Origin of the sequence: Pseudomonas poae RE*1-1-14, assembly GCF_000336465.1 — a bacterium.
Classification (GTDB): domain Bacteria; phylum Pseudomonadota; class Gammaproteobacteria; order Pseudomonadales; family Pseudomonadaceae; genus Aquipseudomonas; species Aquipseudomonas poae.
The window spans coordinates 3,801,295-3,822,898 of the sequence record NC_020209.1 but is presented as its reverse complement, the minus strand read 5'-3'; the positions used below and the strand labels follow the sequence as shown (position 1 = coordinate 3,822,898).

Sequence of the window (21,604 nt, the reverse complement as noted above, 5' to 3'; positions counted from 1 at the left end):
ATCGGCTGATCTCGCGACCAGTTGTGATAATCATAACGATTCTCATTTGAGAGTCAACAGCTGTTTTTGAACGCCGTTATGTTTTCCTCAAACGCTTGTTCGAAAAAGCCCCGCAAATCAATTCTTCTGGCGAGCGGCAATTGCGTCCAGCTGGCGGTTCAACGCTTCCTTGCGTTCAGCAGGAATGTCGTTCCAGTGAACATTCATCAACGCTCCCTCAATGGCATACAACAGTACTTTCGAGGCACGGAAACCGCGTGTGCGCACGGCGCGGTACGCATCGACCGCGCCCAGGCGGCGCAGGTCGGACGCACTGTGGATGCCCACCGCATGCAGCCACTGCGCCGACGTCTTGCCAAGATTTTTCAGGAGTTGCAGCTCATCGTTCATCAAGCCTCCTTGCGACGGCCGAATGGTGCGGTGGGTATCGTGACCAGGCAGGCCTGAAAAGGAGTGTAGCGCTCAGTAGGAAAAGCGTGATTCTTTACGAAAAAACGGCCAAACGCTTATAAGAATGGCGCGAAAATGTTGACGGCAGGGTCCGTGCCACGCGTTATACGCAGCCGGACCAGGGGGCTTGGGTTACTTGGTGTGATAGCGCAGGCGCGTTCCGAAGTTGACCGACATGAGGATCTCATCGGCAGTCAATTGCGGCGGGAAATAAGTCCCGGAGATCTGCGCGTGGGCCAGGCTTGCGCCCTCCAGCGGGCAATCGCGCAGATCCAGGCCACGCAAATCGGCTGAGCGGAAATACGCGTCGGTGAAATCCACGCCGGTGGTATCCAGCTCGCGCAGGTCCAGCCCACGGAAGTCGCCACCGCGCATGTCGATCACGCCATCCTTGGGGCGCTCCTGATTGAAGCCGCGAATATCGTCTTTATGCAAAAGCGAGTAGAGCGGGGTATCGAGAAGCTTCGGCTGACTCATGATGGCAATACCGGCTGGAGGTTGTAGGCCATTATAGTGCCACTATTTCGTGGTCGTGCGACGAAGCCGACGACACGACCAAGAAACTTTTCTTACAGGCCCGGCAAGCGCTGCCGGATATGCGCCACCAGCGCATCCAACGTGCCGCTTTCATTGGTCTGGACACGTTGGCTGAGGATCAGCTCCTCGGTTGTCAAGGGATCTCGATTGGCGTGCTGTTCGTCGATAACCGCAAGCGTGGCGTCGGAAGGATCGTTGTTGTCTGCCTGACGCTGCGCCAACCAGCTGGCGATAACGGCTTGTGGTGCGTTGCAATCGAGAATCAGGAACGGCGCGCCTGTTGCTTCGGCGACCTTGGCGGCGGCTTCGCGTTGCTCGCGTTTCAGAAAGGTTGCGTCGAGCACCACCGGAAAGCCGGCGCGCAGCACGGTGTCGGCGATTTCGTTCAGGCGCGCGTAGGTTTTCGTGCTGGCATCGGCAGCGTAGATGCCCGCCTGTGGCGCGTTTTCAACCTGCTGCTCACCGAACAGGCGCTTGCGCTCAACGTCCGAACGCAGGCGCACGGCGCCCAGTGCTTCGACCAGACGCATGCTGACGGTGCTCTTGCCCACTGCCGACACACCGTGGGTGATCGCCAGAAAGCGCGACGGAATGGTGCTGTAGCTTTCCGCCAGGTTGGCGTAATTGCGGTACTGGCGCAGCGTGGTGGCGCGTTGCACCGGGCTTGCTTCGCTCGGCATGCTGAACAGCGCGACCTTGGCGCGTACCAGCGCGCGATAGGCCTTGTAGAAGTTCAGCACTTCCAGTCCCTGATAGTCGCCCGTCAGCTCCAGGTACTGGCTGATGAAGCGCCGTGCCAGGGACTTGAGCCCACGGTCCTCCAGGTCCATGGCGAGGAAGCCGGTGTCGGCGTACACGTCGGTGAAACGAAACGGCTCGTTGAACTCGATGCAGTCGAAAATCACCACCTGGCCATCAATCACGGTGGCGTTGCCCAAGTGGATATCACCGTGACACTCGCGGGTAAAACCCTCGGCCTTGCGCTGGGCCAGCAGTGGCTTGAGGCGGTCAAAGCTGCTTTCTGCCCAGGCTTGCAGCGCTTCGAGCTGGATCAGGTCTGCCTTGTCGCTGAGGAAAGGAAGAATCTGTTCGAAGTTCTGCCGCACTGGCGCCATCACTTCGTCCGGCGTACCAGCAGGGTGTTCCTGTGGGACTTTGGGTGCAGTGAGGTGAAAGTGCGCGATTTGCCTGGCCATCTCGTCGATGTGTGCACTGGTCAGTTCGCCATTGGCCTGCAGGGTGCTGAGCATCTGGCTTTGAGGGAACTGGCGCATTTTTAGCGCATATTCGATCACCGGTCCGTCGCCGCCCACCCTTGGGGATTCGGCAGTGCCGGTAATCGGCAACACCTCAAGATACAAATCTTTGGTCAGGCGCTGGTTGAGGCGCAGTTCTTCATTGCAGAAGTGACCACGTTTTTCCAGGTCGGTGAAATCCAGGAAGCCGAAGTTCATCGGTTTCTTCAGTTTATAAGCGTAGGGACCGGTGAGGATGACCCACGAAATATGGGTCTCAATGACGTGGAACGCTTCAACCGGGTGCGGATACAACGCCGGGTTTTGCAGGGCAGCGATCAGGGACTGGCTCACGGGCGATCCTTCAGAGTCTGGAAAAATTCATGGCGGGCATTATGGCCGCTACGGACGGTCGTGCAAACCGCTGTCCGGCTCATGTTGATCATCAAATAAAGTGCGTATAATCCGCCGCCATGACTCGATCCCGATCTCCCCGTTCCCGTAAAAAACCTCCCTCCCGTGGCCTGCGCCCATGGCTCGGCTGGGCGCTCAAGCTCGGCCTCGTGGGCCTGGTCGTGCTCGCCGGCTTCGCGGTGTACCTCGATGCGGTGGTCCAGGAGAAATTCTCTGGCAAGCGCTGGACCATTCCGGCCAAGGTTTACGCCCGCCCGCTGGAGTTGTTCACCGGCCAGAAGCTGAGCAAGGACGACTTCCTCACTGAACTCGATGCCTTGGGCTATCGCCGCGAGCCTGTGAGTAACGGCCCGGGCTCTGCGGCCGTCAGCGGCAATACTGTCGACCTGAACACGCGCGGCTTCCAGTTCTATGAAGGGCTGGAAAAAGCCCAGCCGGTTCGCGTGCGCTTTTCCGGTGATTATGTGGCCGAGCTGTCGTCGCTCAATGGCTCGAAGCTGCCGGTGGTGCGCCTTGAACCGCTGATGATCGGTGGGATTTATCCTAAAAACCTGGAAGACCGCATCCTCATCAAGCTCGATCAAGTGCCTCCGTACCTGTTGGAAACCCTGGTCGCCGTAGAAGATCGCGATTTCTACAGCCACTGGGGCGTTTCACCGAAGTCAATTGCGCGTGCCATCTGGATCAACACGTCCGGCGGCAAAATGACCCAGGGCGGCAGTACGCTTACGCAACAATTGGTCAAGAACTTCTACCTCACCAGTGAGCGCAGTCTGACCCGCAAGCTCACCGAAGCCATGATGGCCATGCTGCTGGAGCTGCACTACAGCAAGCAGGAGATTCTCGAGGCATACCTCAACGAGGTATTTGTCGGCCAGGATGGCCAGCGCGCAGTGCACGGGTTCGGCCTGGCCAGTCAGTTCTTCTTTGGCCAACCGCTGTCCGAATTGAAACTGCATCAAGTCGCCTTGCTGGTGGGCATGGTCAAGGGCCCTTCCTATTACAATCCCCGTCGCAACCCGGAGCGCGCGCTGGAGCGTCGTAACCTGGTATTGGATGTGCTGGAACAGCAGGGCGTCGCCACCGCTGAACAGGTCGCCGCAGCCAAGAAGATGCCCTTGGGCGTCACGACTCGCGGCAAGCTGGCGGACAGTTCCTTCCCCGGCTTTATCGACCTGGTCAAACGCCAGTTGCGTGAAGACTACCGCGACGAAGACTTGACCGAAGAGGGTCTGCGCATCTTCACCAGTTTTGATCCGATTCTGCAGATGAAAGCCGAAGCGTCCGTCAACGACACTTTCAAGCGCCTTACCGGGCGTAAAGGCTCCGATGAAGTGGAAGCAGCGATGGTCGTGACCAACCCGGAAACCGGTGAAGTCCAGGCCATGATCGGCAGCCGTCAGGCCAGTTTTGCTGGCTTCAACCGCGCGCTGGACGCGGTGCGACCGATTGGCTCGCTGGTCAAGCCGGCGGTCTACCTCACGGCATTGGAAAAACCGAGCAAATACACCCTTACCAGTTGGCTCTCCGATGACCCGTTATCGGTCAAAGGGGCTGACGGTCAGGTGTGGACGCCGCAGAACTTCGACCGACGCTCCCATGGCACGGTGTTCCTCTATCAGGGGCTCGCGCACTCCTACAATATCTCCACCTCGCGGCTGGGTCTGGAAGTGGGCGTGCCGAGCGTGCTCAAAACGCTCGCGCGGCTGGGCATCACCCGTGAATTCCCGGCGTTCCCGTCGATCCTGCTGGGTGCGGGTGCGATGACGCCGATGGAAGTCGCAACCATGTACCAGACCCTCGCCAACGGCGGTTTCAATACGCCAATGCGCGGGATTCGCAGCGTACTGACGGCCGACGGTGAGCCGCTCAAGCGTTACCCGTTCCAGATTCAGCAACGCTTCGATGCAGGCTCCATCTACCTGATCCAGAACGCCATGCAGCGCGTGATGCGTGAAGGCACCGGTAGCTCGGTCTATAAAGTCCTGCCATCGAACCTGACACTGGCGGGCAAGACCGGTACCAGTAACGATTCGCGCGACAGTTGGTTCGCCGGCTTCGGCCAGGATGTGCTGGCGGTGGTGTGGCTGGGCCGTGACGATAACGGAAAAACGCCATTCACCGGCGCGACCGGCGCGTTGCAGGTGTGGACCAGTTTCATGCGCAAGGCCGACCCGCTGCCGCTGAATATGCCGCAGCCGGACAACATCGTTCAGGCCTGGATCGATCCGCACAGTGGGCAAGGTTCCGATGCCAATTGTCCGGGCGCAGTACAGATGCCGTATATTCGCGGCAGTGAGCCACCACCCGGTCCGGCATGCGGTGGCAGTGCGCCTGCGGATGCGGATTCGGTGATGGATTGGGTCAAGGGCTGGATGCATTAAGCAAACGAGGGTTTCAAGTGAACAAGTTGTGGATTCCAGCTATTACCGTCCTGGCCTTGCTGGGCGGTTGCTCCAGCGTGCAGCGCGGCTCGATTCCCGTGGTGGATGCGAGCAGCAACGCTTCCAGCAATGACCGCATCTCGGCCAATGGCGGGTTCCGCCAGACGGTGACCAACCGTCCGGCGCAGGCCAAACCTCAGGCAATGCCGCAGGATTCGGGTGTGGTGGTGATGGTGCCGGGCAGCGGCGCAGCCACTGCGGCGCCGATCAATGCCGAGCCGTGGACGCCCGGCCCGAGCAGCTCCGCACCGATCGACACAGCGCCGGTACAGGCCGCGCCGATCAATCAAGGGTCGTACAGCATGCCGTCGACGCCCAGTGGTGTTCCGTCGTCCTCCGCTGGCGGCGGCCTGTCTGCTGACGAGCAACTGGATGGTCCGGTATTGGCCTTGCTCACCACCGCCCAGCAACAGCAGGCCGGTGGCGATTTGAACGGCGCGTCCTCAAGCCTTGAGCGCGCCCAGCGTGTGGCGCCGCGTGAGCCGCAAGTGCTGTATCGCCTGGCGCAAGTGCGCATGGCCCAGGGTGATGCGCCGCAAGCCGAGCAGTTCGCTCGCCGTGGCCTGAGCCTGGCCAATGGTCGCCCCGACCTGCAAGCCAGCCTCTGGGCCTTGATCGGTGATGCACGTGCCGCCCAAGGCGATGCCGCTGGCGCTGCCCAGGCTCGCCAGAAAGCCAAGGTCAGCCTCTGATGGATGAGCGTTTTCCAGCAATTGCCGAACAGCTATTGCTGATTGAGCGCGAATTGCGCGTGCAGGGCTGGTGGGATGAGCAATCCCCCAGCATGGAGGCGCTCAGCAGTGTCGAGCCTTTCTCAGTCGACACCCTGGACTTTCATCAGTGGCTGCAGTGGATTTTCCTGGTACGCATGAAGCAGATTCTTGAACAGGATCTGCCATTGCCCAATGCTTCAGGGATCCTGGAGATGGCCGAGATGGTTTACGCCGATCGGCCAAGGGAAAGCCTCGGATTGCGCAATGCGCTGAAAAAGTTCGACCAATTGATCGTCGACGCTCGTTAATTGCCTGGCTGTCGGGTTTTTCGGCAGTCTTGCGCACATTTCTACCGCTTGACGACATTCAGGCGAGTTTTATCCCTCCTCAAACGCCTTTCTTCTGCGTTCTCATGCGCTTAGTTGGAAAAAAGCGCAATTATTGCTTGACTTGAACGGCCTGAAACAGAAGAATCCAAAGTCCGCTGTATCGGGACTGCCAAAAGCAGGCCCGCTCGGCAGATCATGAGGCGCATATCCGCGCCGACCTGTTACACCCGCAACGCGTTACCTCGCGCTGGGTGGGAAAAGCCCGCAACACTTGGGACGATCCCAATACTTGCTCAGTCAGTGCTGACGTAGTCGGCGACCACCGTCGCTCATGCTCTGTTGAGAAGTAAACCTATTAAGACCCGTCGGTTTTCAACGGACGGTATTCTGGCGTTTTAGAGGTGAACAACGTGGAGCTTTTATCTGGCGGTGAGATGCTCGTCCGCTTTTTGCGTGACGAAGGCGTCGACTATATCTACGGGTACCCAGGTGGTGCTCTGCTTCATGTTTATGACGCACTGTTCAAGGAACCGGCTGTTACCCACATCCTGGTTCGCCACGAACAGGCCGCAACCCATATGGCTGACGGTTATGCCCGTGCCACCGGTAAAGCCGGCGTGGTCCTGGTAACGTCCGGCCCGGGCGCAACCAATGCCATTACTGGCATCGCGACTGCGTATATGGATTCCATTCCGATGGTGATCATCTCCGGCCAGGTGGCTAGCACCATGGTGGGCACCGATGCATTCCAGGAAACCGACATGATCGGTATTTCCCGGCCGATCGTGAAACACAGCTTCATGATCAAGCACGCGTCGGAAATCCCGGAAATCATGAAGAAGGCGTTCTACCTCGCACAGTCCGGTCGCCCGGGCCCTGTGGTGGTCGATATTCCGAAAGACATGACCAACCCGGCTGAAAAGTTCGAATACATCTTCCCGAAGAAAGCCAAGCTGCGTTCGTACAGTCCGGCCGTGCGTGGGCACTCGGGGCAGATCCGCAAGGCGGCAGAAATGCTTCTGGCGGCCAAGCGCCCAGTGCTTTACTCCGGTGGTGGCGTGATTCTGGGCGGCGGCTCCGCACAGCTGACCGAGCTGGCCAAGCTGCTCAACCTGCCGGTGACCAATACCCTGATGGGCCTCGGCGCATTCCCGGGCACCGACCGCCAGTTCGTCGGCATGCTTGGCATGCACGGCAGCTACACGGCCAACCAAGCCATGCACCATGCCGACGTGATCCTGGCAGTGGGCGCGCGGTTCGATGACCGAGTGATCAACGGCGCGAGCAAGTTCTGTCCGAATGCCAAGATCATTCATATCGATATCGACCCGGCGTCCATCTCCAAGACCATCAAGGCCGACGTGCCGATCGTAGGACCGGTGGAAAGCGTATTGACCGAAATGGTCGCTGCGCTCAAGGACATTGGCGAAACGCCGAACAAGGACTTCGTCGCCAGTTGGTGGAAGCAGATCGACGAATGGCGCGGTGATCGCGGCCTGTTCCCTTACAACAAGGGCGACGGCAGCATCATCAAGCCGCAAACCGTGATCGAAACCCTGTGCGAAGTGACCAAGGGCGATGCCTTTGTGACCTCCGACGTGGGCCAGCACCAGATGTTCGCGGCGCAGTACTACACCTTCGACAAGCCCAACCGCTGGATCAACTCCGGCGGCCTGGGCACCATGGGCTTTGGTTTTCCTGCGGCCATGGGTGTGAAGCTTAGCTTCCCGGATGATGACGTTGCTTGCGTCACCGGTGAGGGCAGCATCCAGATGAACATTCAGGAACTGTCGACGTGCCTGCAGTACGGTCTTCCGGTGAAGATCGTCTGCCTGAACAACGGCGTGCTGGGCATGGTTCGCCAGTGGCAGGACATGAGCTACGGCAGCCGTCACTCTCATTCCTACATGGAGTCGTTGCCAGATTTCGTCAAGCTAGTTGAAGCCTATGGTCACGTCGGCATGCGCATCACCGATCTGAAAGATTTGAAGCCGAAGATGGAAGAGGCGTTCGCCATGAAGGACCGCCTGGTGTTCCTCGATATTCAAGTGGACACCAGCGAGCACGTCTATCCGATGCAGATCAAAGACGGCTCCATGCGCGACATGTGGCTGAACAAGACGGAGCGTACTTAATCATGCGGCACATCATCTCCCTGCTTCTGGAGAACGAACCCGGCGCTCTGTCTCGTGTTGTCGGCCTGTTTTCGCAACGCAACTACAACATCGAAAGCCTGACCGTGGCGCCAACCGAAGACCCGACGCTGTCGCGCCTGACGTTGACCACCGTGGGCCACGATGAAGTGATCGAGCAGATCACCAAGAACCTCAACAAGCTGATCGAGGTGGTCAAGCTGGTAGACCTGTCGGAAAGTGCTCACATCGAGCGCGAGCTGATGCTGGTCAAGGTCAAGGCCACGGGTGCCCAACGTGCCGAGATCAAGCGGACCACCGACATTTATCGCGGGCAGATCGTCGATGTAAGCGCCAGCGTTTATACCGTTCAACTGACGGGTACAAGCGACAAGCTGGACAGCTTCATCCAGTCGATCGGGACGGCCTCGATTCTGGAAACCGTACGCAGTGGCGTCACCGGGATCGCCCGTGGCGACAAAGTACTCAGCATCTAACCCAATTAGCGAATGGCCTTACGGCCTGGATATATAGAGGAACCTCATGAAAGTTTATTACGATAAAGATTGTGACCTGTCGATCATCCAGGGCAAGAAAGTCGCCATCATCGGCTACGGTTCTCAGGGGCACGCGCAAGCTTGCAACCTCAAGGATTCCGGCGTTGACGTAACCGTCGGCCTGCGCAAGGGTTCGGCCACCGTCGCCAAGGCTGAAGCCCACGGCTTGAAAGTGACCGACGTGGCTTCCGCCGTGGCCGCTGCCGACGTGGTCATGATCCTGACCCCGGACGAGTTCCAGTCCGCGCTGTACAAGAATGAGATCGAGCCGAACATCAAGAAGGGCGCTACCCTGGCCTTCTCCCACGGCTTTGCGATTCACTACAATCAGGTTGTGCCACGTGCCGACCTTGACGTGATCATGATCGCGCCGAAAGCACCGGGCCACACCGTGCGTTCGGAGTTCGTCAAAGGCGGCGGTATCCCTGACCTGATCGCGATCTACCAGGACGCATCCGGCAACGCCAAAAACGTTGCGCTGTCCTACGCTTCCGGCGTGGGTGGTGGTCGTACCGGCATCATCGAAACCACCTTCAAGGACGAGACCGAGACCGACCTGTTCGGCGAACAAGCCGTGCTGTGCGGCGGTACTGTCGAGCTGGTCAAAGCCGGTTTCGAAACTCTGGTTGAAGCGGGCTACGCGCCGGAAATGGCCTACTTCGAATGCCTGCACGAACTGAAACTGATCGTTGACCTCATGTACGAAGGCGGTATCGCCAACATGAACTACTCGATCTCCAACAACGCCGAATACGGCGAGTACGTGACTGGCCCGGAAGTGATCAACGCCGAGTCCCGTCAGGCGATGCGCAACGCTCTGAAACGTATTCAGGACGGCGAATACGCCAAAATGTTCATCAGCGAAGGTGCTACCGGCTACCCTTCGATGACCGCCAAGCGTCGTAACAACGCCGCTCACGGTATCGAAGTCATCGGCGAGCAACTGCGCTCCATGATGCCGTGGATCGGTGCCAACAAGATCGTCGACAAAGCCAAGAACTAAGTCGTACGCATCAAGGGAAAACGCGGCCTAGGCCGCGTTTTTTCGTTTGGGGGCGTGTTCTGGTATAAAGCTGCATCGTTTGCGGGCGAACACTCGCCGCAAGTGTTTGTCGAATTTTTTCACACCGTTGCAAGGTAAAGTCCATGAGCGAACGTCCCGAAGAGCCAAACCAGGCTTACGACGCCGAAAGCATGCTGCCCATCGATGAACATGTCGAGGAAGGGCATGACGCTGAAGGCCGCAAGGTCCGGCATCGTGGCATCTATCTGCTGCCGAACCTGTTCACCACCGCGAACCTGTTTGCCGGCTTCTATTCCATCATCAATTCCATGAGCGCCCAGAGCGCGTTGGCGGCGGGTGACGCGGCAAGTGCCAGCAAGTATTTCGGTTTCGCTGCCATCGCCATTTTCGTGGCCATGGTGCTGGACGGTCTTGATGGCCGTGTAGCGCGAATGACCAATACCCAGAGCGCCTTCGGCGCCGAGTACGACTCGCTGTCTGACATGGTCGCCTTTGGTGTGGCGCCCGCACTGTTGGCATTTGCCTGGGCGCTGGGTGACATGGGCAAGGTGGGCTGGATGGTTGCCTTCATCTATGTGGCAGGTGCCGCGTTGCGCCTGGCCCGCTTCAATACGCAGGTTGGCACTGCCGATAAACGCTACTTCATCGGCCTCGCCAGCCCGGCGGCTGCCGGTGTGGTCGCGGGCATTGTGTGGGCGTTCAGTGACTACGGCATCCAGGGTTCGAAAATGTCGTTCCTGGTGGCGCTGATGGTTGCGGCTGCCGGCATGCTGATGGTCAGCAACATCAAGTACAACAGCTTCAAGGAGTTTGACCTCAAGGGCCGGGTGCCTTTCGTGGCAATCCTGGTAGTGGTGCTGGTGTTTGCTGTGGTGTTCAGCGATCCGCCGCGCATCTTGCTGCTGGCCTTCCTGGTCTACGCCGCTTCCGGGCCGGTTCAGTATTTGCTGCATATGCGTCGGGACAAAACGTTGTCTTAATGTAATTTCCCCCATACTCCGCAGTCTATTGGTGTATCTGTTCTCCAATGCTGCGGAGTTGCCATGTTAATAAAACTGCCTAAAGCGTCCGATTGCAACGAATCGGATGTCACGCCTGAATCCTTTTACCTCTCTCGCCGCAGCATACTTGGCGGCGCACTTGCCGGTATGGCTGCAGCTAGCTTGCCGCGCTGGGCCAGTGCCGAAGACGCGGCGCGCTATGCCGATGTCGAGCCGGGCAGGGCGCCGAGCTGGTTTGCCGACAAGTTGCCAGATGCGAAATGGCAGGCGGTGACCGTCAAAGACGAAGCCATCACACCGTTCAAGGACGCGACCCACTACAACAATTTCTATGAATTCGGTACCGATAAGGGCGATCCGGCGAATAATGCGGGCTCACTCAAGACCGAGCCGTGGAGCGTGGTGATCGATGGTGAGGTCGGCAAGCCGGGGCGCTATGCTCTGGAAGACTTCATGAAACCCTACCAACTGGAAGAACGAATCTACCGTCTGCGCTGCGTTGAGGCGTGGTCGATGGTCATTCCGTGGATTGGCTTTCCAATTTCGGCCTTGCTCAAGCAGGTCGAGCCTACGTCCAAGGCCAAGTACATTCGTTTTGAAACCCTTCAAGACCCAAAAAGCATGCCTGGGCAGCGCTCGAATTTCGGCCTGATCGACTGGCCCTATGTAGAGGGGTTGCGCCTTGATGAGGCGATGAACCCCCTGGCGATTCTCGCCGTTGGCATGTATGGGCGTGAGTTGCCCAATCAAAATGGTGCGCCGTTGCGCCTGGTGGTGCCTTGGAAGTATGGATTCAAGAGCGTGAAATCCATTGTGCGTATCAGTCTGGTGAGCGAGCAGCCTAAAACAACGTGGCAGAGTATCGCGGCCGATGAGTATGGCTTTTATGCGAACGTGAACCCTACGGTTGACCACCCACGCTGGACACAGGCCCGGGAGCGGCGGCTGCCGAGCGGTCTGTTCAGTCCTAACGTTCGGGAGACCCAGATGTTCAACGGCTACGCAGATGAGGTCGCTTCTCTTTATACCGGCCTGGATTTGCGGAAGAACTACTGATGCGCTATCCCATCTGGCGCATCAGCGTCTTTATAGCTGCGGGTATATGGCCATTATTCTGGCTATATGAGGCGTGGAGTTCTGCGCTCGGTCCGGACCCGGGCAAAGTCCTGGTTGATCGGCTTGGCCTGGGCACCTTGATTCTGTTGCTGATCACCCTGTGCATGACGCCCCTGCAAAAACTGAGCGGCTGGGCGGGGTGGATAGCCGTGCGGCGGCAATTGGGTCTATGGTGTTTTGCTTACGTGGTGCTTCATCTGGCAGCTTATTGCGTGTTCGTGCTGGGGTTGGATTGGTCGCAATTGGGTGTTGAGTTGCGCAAGCGGCCCTACATTATTGTAGGGGCCTTGGGCTTTCTGGGTTTGCTGGTGCTTGCGGTGACATCGAATCGCTATAGCCAGCGTCGACTGGGGAGTCGTTGGAAGAAACTGCACCGGCTGGTGTATGGGGTTCTTGGGCTTGGGTTGCTGCACATGTTATGGATCGCGCGCGCAGATCTGAAGGAGTGGGCTATCTATGCTTCTATAGGGGCGGTGCTTCTGGTGCTGCGAATTCCTCCAGTGATGCGCCGCCTTCCGCGGCTTATTGAGAAAAAGCCAGTTTCTGCAACAAAAGTGTAATTAGCGCTTGACGGCAAATCCTGGAAGTCTATAATTCGCCCCACTTCCGGCGCAGTCGAAACGGAAAACTCCTTGGTAAACAAGTAGTTACGCAGAATTCGACAGCGAGTTGCTTCAGGTCATCGAAGCCCAGAAGGAGTTGATAGTGCAGTGTTGTTTGGCGCTATTAGCGTTTCGATCTTCTCGATCGAAAGCTGAGAAAAATAGGTGTTGACAGCAGCGTGTAACGCTGTAGAATTCGCCTCCCGCTGACGAGAGATCGGAAGCGCAAGTGGTTGAAGTTGTTGAAGAATTCTTCGAAAGCTTCTGAAAATAATCACTTGACAGCAAATGAGGCTGCTGTAGAATGCGCGCCTCGGTTGAGACGAAAGATCTTAACCAACCGCTCTTTAACAACTGAATCAAGCAATTCGTGTGGGTGCTTGTGGAGTCAGACTGATAGTCAACAAGATTATCAGCATCACAAGTTACTCCGCGAGAAATCAAAGAATAACCAACGATTGCTGAGCCAAGTTTAGGGTTTCTTAAAAACCCAAAGATGTTTGAACTGAAGAGTTTGATCATGGCTCAGATTGAACGCTGGCGGCAGGCCTAACACATGCAAGTCGAGCGGTAGAGAGAAGCTTGCTTCTCTTGAGAGCGGCGGACGGGTGAGTAATGCCTAGGAATCTGCCTGGTAGTGGGGGATAACGTTCGGAAACGGACGCTAATACCGCATACGTCCTACGGGAGAAAGCAGGGGACCTTCGGGCCTTGCGCTATCAGATGAGCCTAGGTCGGATTAGCTAGTTGGTGGGGTAATGGCTCACCAAGGCGACGATCCGTAACTGGTCTGAGAGGATGATCAGTCACACTGGAACTGAGACACGGTCCAGACTCCTACGGGAGGCAGCAGTGGGGAATATTGGACAATGGGCGAAAGCCTGATCCAGCCATGCCGCGTGTGTGAAGAAGGTCTTCGGATTGTAAAGCACTTTAAGTTGGGAGGAAGGGCAGTTACCTAATACGTGATTGTTTTGACGTTACCGACAGAATAAGCACCGGCTAACTCTGTGCCAGCAGCCGCGGTAATACAGAGGGTGCAAGCGTTAATCGGAATTACTGGGCGTAAAGCGCGCGTAGGTGGTTTGTTAAGTTGGATGTGAAATCCCCGGGCTCAACCTGGGAACTGCATTCAAAACTGACTGACTAGAGTATGGTAGAGGGTGGTGGAATTTCCTGTGTAGCGGTGAAATGCGTAGATATAGGAAGGAACACCAGTGGCGAAGGCGACCACCTGGACTAATACTGACACTGAGGTGCGAAAGCGTGGGGAGCAAACAGGATTAGATACCCTGGTAGTCCACGCCGTAAACGATGTCAACTAGCCGTTGGAAGCCTTGAGCTTTTAGTGGCGCAGCTAACGCATTAAGTTGACCGCCTGGGGAGTACGGCCGCAAGGTTAAAACTCAAATGAATTGACGGGGGCCCGCACAAGCGGTGGAGCATGTGGTTTAATTCGAAGCAACGCGAAGAACCTTACCAGGCCTTGACATCCAATGAACTTTCTAGAGATAGATTGGTGCCTTCGGGAACATTGAGACAGGTGCTGCATGGCTGTCGTCAGCTCGTGTCGTGAGATGTTGGGTTAAGTCCCGTAACGAGCGCAACCCTTGTCCTTAGTTACCAGCACGTCATGGTGGGCACTCTAAGGAGACTGCCGGTGACAAACCGGAGGAAGGTGGGGATGACGTCAAGTCATCATGGCCCTTACGGCCTGGGCTACACACGTGCTACAATGGTCGGTACAGAGGGTTGCCAAGCCGCGAGGTGGAGCTAATCCCATAAAACCGATCGTAGTCCGGATCGCAGTCTGCAACTCGACTGCGTGAAGTCGGAATCGCTAGTAATCGCGAATCAGAATGTCGCGGTGAATACGTTCCCGGGCCTTGTACACACCGCCCGTCACACCATGGGAGTGGGTTGCACCAGAAGTAGCTAGTCTAACCTTCGGGAGGACGGTTACCACGGTGTGATTCATGACTGGGGTGAAGTCGTAACAAGGTAGCCGTAGGGGAACCTGCGGCTGGATCACCTCCTTAATCGACGACATCAGCTGCTCCATAAGTTCCCACACGAATTGCTTGATTCATTGAAGAAGACGATAAGAAGCAGCCCGAAATTGGGTCTGTAGCTCAGTTGGTTAGAGCGCACCCCTGATAAGGGTGAGGTCGGCAGTTCGAATCTGCCCAGACCCACCAATTTTGTGTGGGAAACGCCTGTAGAAATACGGGGCCATAGCTCAGCTGGGAGAGCGCCTGCCTTGCACGCAGGAGGTCAACGGTTCGATCCCGTTTGGCTCCACCACTACTGCTTCTATTGTATGAAAGCTTAGAAATGAGCATTCCATTGTGATGATGGTGAATGTTGATTTCTAGTCTTTGATTAGATCGTTCTTTAAAAATTTGGGTATGTGATAGAAAGATAGACTGAACGTTACTTTCACTGGTAACGGATCAGGCTAAGGTAAAATTTGTGAGTTCTCTTAATTGAGAAATTCGAATTTTCGGCGAATGTTGTCTTCACAGTATAACCAGATTGCTTGGGGTTATATGGTCAAGTGAAGAAGCGCATACGGTGGATGCCTTGGCAGTCAGAGGCGATGAAAGACGTGGTAGCCTGCGAAAAGCTTCGGGGAGTCGGCAAACAGACTTTGATCCGGAGATGTCTGAATGGGGGAACCCAGCCATCATAAGATGGTTATCTTACGCTGAATACATAGGCGTAAGAGGCGAACCAGGGGAACTGAAACATCTAAGTACCCTGAGGAAAAGAAATCAACCGAGATTCCCTTAGTAGTGGCGAGCGAACGGGGACTAGCCCTTAAGTGGCTTTGAGATTAGCGGAACGCTCTGGAAAGTGCGGCCATAGTGGGTGATAGCCCTGTACGCGAAAATCTCTTAGTCATGAAATCGAGTAGGACGGAGCACGAGAAACTTTGTCTGAATATGGGGGGACCATCCTCCAAGGCTAAATACTACTGACTGACCGATAGTGAACTAGTACCGTGAGGGAAAGGCGAAAAGAACCCCGGAGAGGGGAGTGAAATAGATCCTGAAACCGTATGCGTACAAGCAGTGGGAGCCCACTTTGTTGGGTGACTGCGTACCTTTTGTATAATGGGTCAGCGACTTATTTTCAGTGGCGAGCTTAACCGAATAGGGGAGGCGTAGCGAAAGCGAGTCTTAATAGGGCGTCTAGTCGCTGGGAATAGACCCGAAACCGGGCGATCTATCCATGGGCAGGTTGAAGGTTGGGTAACACTAACTGGAGGACCGAACCGACTACCGTTGAAAAGTTAGCGGATGACCTGTGGATCGGAGTGAAAGGCTAATCAAGCTCGGAGATAGCTGGTTCTCCTCGAAAGCTATTTAGGTAGCGCCTCATGTATCACTGTAGGGGGTAGAGCACTGTTTCGGCTAGGGGGTCATCCCGACTTACCAAACCGATGCAAACTCCGAATACCTACAAGTGCCGAGCATGGGAGACACACGGCGGGTGCTAACGTCCGTCGTGAAAAGGGAAACAACCCAGACCGTCAGCTAAGGTCCCAAAGTTATGGTTAAGTGGGAAACGATGTGGGAAGGCTTAGACAGCTAGGAGGTTGGCTTAGAAGCAGCCACCCTTTAAAGAAAGCGTAATAGCTCACTAGTCGAGTCGGCCTGCGCGGAAGATGTAACGGGGCTCAAACCATACACCGAAGCTACGGGTATCACGTAAGTGATGCGGTAGAGGAGCGTTCTGTAAGCCTGTGAAGGTGAGTTGAGAAGCTTGCTGGAGGTATCAGAAGTGCGAATGCTGACATGAGTAACGACAATGGGTGTGAAAAACACCCACGCCGAAAGACCAAGGTTTCCTGCGCAACGTTAATCGACGCAGGGTTAGTCGGTCCCTAAGGCGAGGCTGAAAAGCGTAGTCGATGGAAAACAGGTTAATATTCCTGTACTTCTGGTTATTGCGATGGAGGGACGGAGAAGGCTAGGCCAGCTTGGCGTTGGTTGTCCAAGTTTAAGGTGGTAGGCTGAGATCTTAGGTAAATCCGGGATCTTAAGGCCGAGAGCTGATGACGAGTGTTCTTTTAGAACACGAAGTGGTTGATGCCATGCTTCCAAGAAAAGCTTCTAAGCTTGAGGTAACCAGGAACCGTACCCCAAACCGACACAGGTGGTTGGGTAGAGAATACCAAGGCGCTTGAGAGAACTCGGGTGAAGGAACTAGGCAAAATGGCACCGTAACTTCGGGAGAAGGTGCGCCGGTGAGGGTGAAGGACTTGCTCCGTAAGCTCATGCCGGTCGAAGATACCAGGCCGCTGCGACTGTTTATTAAAAACACAGCACTCTGCAAACACGAAAGTGGACGTATAGGGTGTGACGCCTGCCCGGTGCCGGAAGGTTAATTGATGGGGTTAGCTAACGCGAAGCTCTTGATCGAAGCCCCGGTAAACGGCGGCCGTAACTATAACGGTCCTAAGGTAGCGAAATTCCTTGTCGGGTAAGTTCCGACCTGCACGAATGGCGTAACGATGGCGGCGCTGTCTCCACCCGAGACTCAGTGAAATTGAAATCGCTGTGAAGATGCAGTGTATCCGCGGCTAGACGGAAAGACCCCGTGAACCTTTACTATAGCTTTGCACTGGACTTTGAATTTGCTTGTGTAGGATAGGTGGGAGGCTTTGAAGCGTGGACGCCAGTCTGCGTGGAGCCAACCTTGAAATACCACCCTGGCAACTTTGAGGTTCTAACTCAGGTCCGTTATCCGGATCGAGGACAGTGTATGGTGGGTAGTTTGACTGGGGCGGTCTCCTCCTAAAGAGTAACGGAGGAGTACGAAGGTGCGCTCAGACCGGTCGGAAATCGGTCGTAGAGTATAAAGGCAAAAGCGCGCTTGACTGCGAGACAGACACGTCGAGCAGGTACGAAAGTAGGTCTTAGTGATCCGGTGGTTCTGTATGGAAGGGCCATCGCTCAACGGATAAAAGGTACTCCGGGGATAACAGGCTGATACCGCCCAAGAGTTCATATCGACGGCGGTGTTTGGCACCTCGATGTCGGCTCATCACATCCTGGGGCTGAAGCCGGTCCCAAGGGTATGGCTGTTCGCCATTTAAAGTGGTACGCGAGCTGGGTTTAGAACGTCGTGAGACAGTTCGGTCCCTATCTGCCGTGGACGTTTGAGATTTGAGAGGGGCTGCTCCTAGTACGAGAGGACCGGAGTGGACGAACCTCTGGTGTTCCGGTTGTCACGCCAGTGGCATTGCCGGGTAGCTATGTTCGGAATAGATAACCGCTGAAAGCATCTAAGCGGGAAACTAGCCTCAAGATGAGATCTCACTGGAACCTTGAGTTCCCTGAAGGGCCGTCGAAGACTACGACGTTGATAGGTTGGGTGTGTAAGCGCTGTGAGGCGTTGAGCTAACCAATACTAATTGCCCGTGAGGCTTGACCATATAACACCCAAGCAATTTGCGTCGAAAGGCCAGATTGCGGTGTGTGAAGACGAGATGAACCGAAAGTTCGACGCTCACAAAGCACCGACAGCTGTCACATACCCAATTTGCTGAAGCGAGGCCATCTGGTCACGACTCAGTACCCGAATTTCTTGACGACCATAGAGCATTGGAACCACCTGATCCCATCCCGAACTCAGCAGTGAAACGATGCATCGCCGATGGTAGTGTGGGGTTTCCCCATGTGAGAGTAGGTCATCGTCAAGATTAAATTCCGAAACCCCATTTGCGAAAGCAGATGGGGTTTTGTTTTGGGCGATCGGAAAGTCACGCTTAAGTCTTAGAACGCCAACGTCAGCCGAGCATTCAATGCCTGATCTGATGCATTGCTGCTCACCTGACCGTCATAGCTCAAGCCCACGCTCAAGGTATCGCTCAATCCCAGATCGACGCCCACGCCGATTACTGCTGCACTGCGGGCAATCGGTGCGCCGGCCAACTCGAAGGTGCCGCCACCGCTGAAGGCGGCACGGCTCTCTGGCGTCACGTCGCCATAGGCACGACGCCAACCCAGCGTGGCGTTAGGCTTGACCGCAACGCTGCCAGCATTCAAATGAGTGGCTGCACGCAGGCCCAGCGTACTGAAGGTGATGTGATTGTCCTGGGACTTGTTCTCCAGCGTGATCAGGTTGCTGTTCTCATCGAAGGAATCGGTGTCCAGTCGCACGTGCGCAAGGTTGGCGAAGGGTTCGAGCAGCGCGTTACCCATTTCGATGGAATAACCCAACTCGCCGAAGACCTGGTTGGTCGCCGCCCTGTAATCCTCTTTGAAGTGTTCGGAAGAGCCTGGCAATTCCAGCGTGCGCTTGGCCGTCAGGTCGTGCCAGGTGCGCACCGCGCCAAGGCGCAACCCCAGTTGGCCCCATTTGGCACCCCCATAGACGCCCAGGTGATAGTTGTCGCTGTCAGTGGAGCCGGACGCATGACGCAGATTGAAACTACTGTTGCTCACACCAGCCAGCGCGCCCACGCGCCACGTATCATCGAGCGGTACATCAACGCCAAGCAGCAGGCCGCTGGTATGCGTGTCGAGTCCGGAGACGTCACGGCTACTGTCGGTCTTCCCGGTTGCGCCAATGGCTTGAGTCCACACCACGCCACGCGAAGCATCACCGACCAATGTTTGCGCCGTACTGCCGAATGCCTGCGCCGACTGCGATTGTTGCAACCGGTCATTCATGGCATTGCGCACCAGCCGGCTGTCTTCGATCAACGCTGTCTGCGTTGAAGCATGCAGCTCATTGGACAGCGCCTTGAATGTAGCTTGTGCCGTCGGCGCGTCATCCTGTACCACCTGACGCCAGAGCGCGTTGCCTGTCCCTGCACTGTCCAACCCTTGCGCGACAGCCCTGGCATTTTGAGTGGTCGCCAGGCTCGAGAAACTTTGCGCATTACGGTCAAGTGTCAGGCCCACATCGGTAGCCGTGTAGTTCAACGTTGGGGTGAGGAAGGCGAAGTTGGTTTGTACAGCGGCAAACGCACCGCTTACGCCGCCGGCTGCCGAGAGGATCGAGTAACGGCTCGCGGCCAGCCAGTTACCGCCTTCAACCAGCGATAAGGTGCTGTTATTGAGGCTCGCACGGCCGCTGGCGATGATGCGGTCCGCATTGCCGGCAGCGTCCGACTCCACCTGATAAATCGCACCCTGAGCAAGATTGACGTCACCATTGACGTTCAATTGCCCGACCGAATTGCCCGGCGCCACCACGCCACCCTGGGCGACATTAATGCCACCCACGGTGCCGTTGCCACCCAGCGTTGCGCCTTGCTGCACACTGACGAGCGAGTTACCCAGGTTGCCATTAACGGCCAGGCGACCGGCCTGAACAGTCGTTGCACCCGACAGGCTGCTGTTGCCGGTCAGGTTCAGCGACCCGGCACCGCGCTTGATCAGCGCACCGTTGCCCACCAGCGTGTTGGCCAGGGTATCGTTGGTTGACTGATCAACCACCAGCGTTGCGTTATCGGTGATCGCTCCACTGCCGAAGGACTGGGCGTGACCGGTCAGCACCCCGCCGTTGATGACCGTACCACCCAAGTAAGTGTTATTGCCGGTCAGCATCAAGTTGCCGCTGCCGTTCTTGATCAGCGCACCACTACCACTGATATCGTTGCGCCAGGCGTCAACGGCGTTATAGCCGCCGAGGCTGGCGTCCATATTCACCGTGACGTTGGTGTTGAATGCTGCGAAACCATCGCCCGCCGCGTACAGGTTCAATCGACCATAGCCGCCAGACTGATCAATCACCGCATAGCCTGAGGTAATTTCAGTAGTCGCCAGAATCTCGCGGCGCTGGCTCGCGTCCAGATAAGGAAAGCGCGTTTCCAGCAGCACTTCGGCGTTAACCGGCACGACCGGAGCCAGGTTGGTCGCGCCCACAGGGTCGAATCCGTAAGTCATGCGCGACGTATACAGCGCCTTGTCCTGAGCATGCTGGGATGTACGGTCAGTGGCTGGGTCGATGGTCGCCATGCAGTTATTAACATCACCGCCGCACTGGGCAGTGAAGTACTTCAGTGCCTGTGCCCGCGCATCGGCGCGCAGTTGAGCGTTGGCCGGGTTGGACAGATTATCGATGGCAAAATACGTCGCGGTGATGCGCCCACCCATCACGTCAAACGGCGAGTGCATGCCCGCTTCAATACGGTTGTCGCCGATTTCCGAGGCGCGCAGCATGAGTTCGCTGAAACGTTCGGGAATCGCATAGGCCAGTGCGTAGGAAGACAAATACGCAGCGTTGGTATGGCCGCTGGGGAATCCCGAATCGCTCGCCGGCGTCGTGCTCTTGGCCGGGCGCAGCGAAGGCTGCACAACAAACTCCAGGCTCTGGCCGTCCAGGCTTTGCCGCCAGGGGCGCGGATACAGATAGTGGGATTTGGTGGGCGTGGTAGACGCGTCGTTGCGCACCGCACCGACCAGATCGACCACCTTGCCCAGCGCCGAAGACGAGCTGCCGGCGCCATTGCCTTTATCGTCGTACCTGATGGTTTTATTGCTGTCGTCGAATTGCGTGATGGTCGTTAAGGCGCCGGCGCCTGCCTTGTAGGCAGTGCTCAACGAACCGAGCCCGCTGATGGCGCTGTAACTTTGGTCACGGCGATCATCGAAGTAGGCAGCAGTTTCCTGGGCGAGGGTGCGGGCATTGGCGCGGTCGAGCACGATTTGCAGGTTGCGCCTGAGCAATCCCTGACCCAGCGCGGTCGGTGTGCCGGTGTCCCAGGTCGCGCCGGTCGTCCACAGCGTGCCGAATCCGGAGAGCAGGTCGACACCGTTGATGCTGTTGTCCCCCGCACGGCTCGCTGCCTGAACCGATACGGCAAGCAATGAAAGGAGTAATGAAGACGCCATTACCTGGGCAATCTGGGTGTTGGATCGCATAGCCTTCGCCTTCGCTCTATCTGGATAAGGCGCCGACCCTAGCAAGCAGGTTTTACACTCCCATGTATGCGCAGTGACACATTTGTGGCGGTTCAGCGGGCATAAACCATCTCAAGCCCGCCAATAACGGCCCACAGTGCTAAAGTCGCACCCCTCGATTGTGCTTTT

General features: G+C 56.7%; 13 protein-coding genes, 2 tRNA genes and 3 rRNA genes. 14 read left to right on the top strand and 4 right to left on the bottom strand.

Annotation, left to right across the window (positions count from 1 at the left end):
* Nucleotides 1-117: 117 nt before the first annotated feature.
* The 3 genes from H045_RS16675 to H045_RS16665 all read right to left on the bottom strand — a co-directional run bounded on the left by H045_RS16675 (nt 118) and on the right by H045_RS16665 (nt 2,576).
* Entirely contained in the window at nt 118-390 is a 273-nt protein-coding gene (locus H045_RS16675; RefSeq protein WP_003234995.1) for a TfoX/Sxy family protein, read from the bottom strand.
* Nucleotides 391-582: 192 nt separating this feature from the next.
* On the bottom strand, nt 583-927 hold the full coding sequence (locus H045_RS16670; protein WP_003234994.1) for a pentapeptide repeat-containing protein: 345 nt from the start codon (nt 925-927) through the stop codon (nt 583-585).
* A 92-nt stretch (nt 928-1,019) separates the two neighbouring features.
* Nucleotides 1,020-2,576 carry a bifunctional aminoglycoside phosphotransferase/ATP-binding protein gene (locus H045_RS16665; protein WP_015372958.1) on the bottom strand — a complete coding sequence of 519 codons (1,557 nt, stop codon included), beginning with the start codon at nt 2,574-2,576 and terminating at the stop codon, nt 1,020-1,022.
* Nucleotides 2,577-2,695: 119 nt separating this feature from the next.
* Between H045_RS16665 and mrcB the strand changes: the two genes are divergently transcribed.
* The 14 genes from mrcB (at nt 2,696) to rrf (ending at nt 18,264) form a co-directional block, all read left to right on the top strand.
* Nucleotides 2,696-5,020: a penicillin-binding protein 1B gene (mrcB, locus tag H045_RS16660; RefSeq protein WP_003234992.1), complete on the top strand. Its 2,325-nt coding sequence runs from the start codon at nt 2,696-2,698 to the stop codon at nt 5,018-5,020.
* A 17-nt stretch (nt 5,021-5,037) separates the two neighbouring features.
* Nucleotides 5,038-5,772 (top strand): tetratricopeptide repeat protein, encoded by a 735-nt coding sequence (locus tag H045_RS16655; protein WP_003234991.1) that lies wholly within the window; start codon nt 5,038-5,040, stop codon nt 5,770-5,772.
* Entirely contained in the window at nt 5,772-6,101 is a 330-nt protein-coding gene (locus H045_RS16650) for a YqcC family protein (protein ID WP_003234990.1), read from the top strand. The genes H045_RS16655 and H045_RS16650 overlap by 1 nt, the downstream gene beginning before the upstream one ends.
* 431 nt (nt 6,102-6,532) lie before the next feature.
* Nucleotides 6,533-8,257: an acetolactate synthase 3 large subunit gene (locus H045_RS16645; protein WP_015372957.1), complete on the top strand. Its 1,725-nt coding sequence runs from the start codon at nt 6,533-6,535 to the stop codon at nt 8,255-8,257.
* A gap of 2 nt (nt 8,258-8,259) precedes the next feature.
* Nucleotides 8,260-8,751: an acetolactate synthase small subunit gene (ilvN, locus tag H045_RS16640; protein WP_003176102.1), complete on the top strand. Its 492-nt coding sequence runs from the start codon at nt 8,260-8,262 to the stop codon at nt 8,749-8,751.
* Between the two features lie 46 nt (nt 8,752-8,797).
* Nucleotides 8,798-9,814 carry a ketol-acid reductoisomerase gene (gene ilvC / locus H045_RS16635; protein WP_003234988.1) on the top strand — a complete coding sequence of 339 codons (1,017 nt, stop codon included), beginning with the start codon at nt 8,798-8,800 and terminating at the stop codon, nt 9,812-9,814.
* Between the two features lie 143 nt (nt 9,815-9,957).
* Complete coding sequence (gene pssA, locus H045_RS16630) at nt 9,958-10,815, top strand: CDP-diacylglycerol--serine O-phosphatidyltransferase (RefSeq protein ID WP_003234985.1); 858 nt, start codon at nt 9,958-9,960, stop codon at nt 10,813-10,815.
* Nucleotides 10,816-10,878: 63 nt separating this feature from the next.
* Nucleotides 10,879-11,892: a protein-methionine-sulfoxide reductase catalytic subunit MsrP gene (gene msrP / locus H045_RS16625; RefSeq protein ID WP_003234983.1), complete on the top strand. Its 1,014-nt coding sequence runs from the start codon at nt 10,879-10,881 to the stop codon at nt 11,890-11,892.
* On the top strand, nt 11,892-12,512 hold the full coding sequence (gene msrQ, locus H045_RS16620) for a protein-methionine-sulfoxide reductase heme-binding subunit MsrQ (RefSeq protein ID WP_003234981.1): 621 nt from the start codon (nt 11,892-11,894) through the stop codon (nt 12,510-12,512). Before msrP ends, msrQ begins: the two co-directional genes overlap by 1 nt.
* 544 nt (nt 12,513-13,056) lie before the next feature.
* Nucleotides 13,057-14,593 (top strand): 16S ribosomal RNA (locus H045_RS16615).
* An 82-nt stretch (nt 14,594-14,675) separates the two neighbouring features.
* Nucleotides 14,676-14,752, top strand: a tRNA-Ile gene (locus H045_RS16610).
* 30 nt (nt 14,753-14,782) lie between these two features.
* Nucleotides 14,783-14,858, top strand: a tRNA-Ala gene (locus H045_RS16605).
* A gap of 247 nt (nt 14,859-15,105) precedes the next feature.
* Nucleotides 15,106-17,997, top strand: a 23S ribosomal RNA gene (locus H045_RS16600).
* 151 nt (nt 17,998-18,148) lie between these two features.
* A 5S ribosomal RNA gene (gene rrf, locus H045_RS16595) occupies nt 18,149-18,264 on the top strand.
* Together the 16S, 23S and 5S rRNA genes with 2 tRNA genes alongside form the textbook arrangement of a ribosomal RNA operon.
* Nucleotides 18,265-18,337: 73 nt before the next feature.
* On the opposite strand, the gene H045_RS16590 is transcribed toward rrf, so the two are convergent.
* Nucleotides 18,338-21,406, bottom strand: a complete 3,069-nt coding sequence (locus H045_RS16590) for an autotransporter domain-containing protein (RefSeq protein ID WP_425262181.1) — start codon at nt 21,404-21,406, stop codon at nt 18,338-18,340.
* Nucleotides 21,407-21,604: the final 198 nt, after the last annotated feature.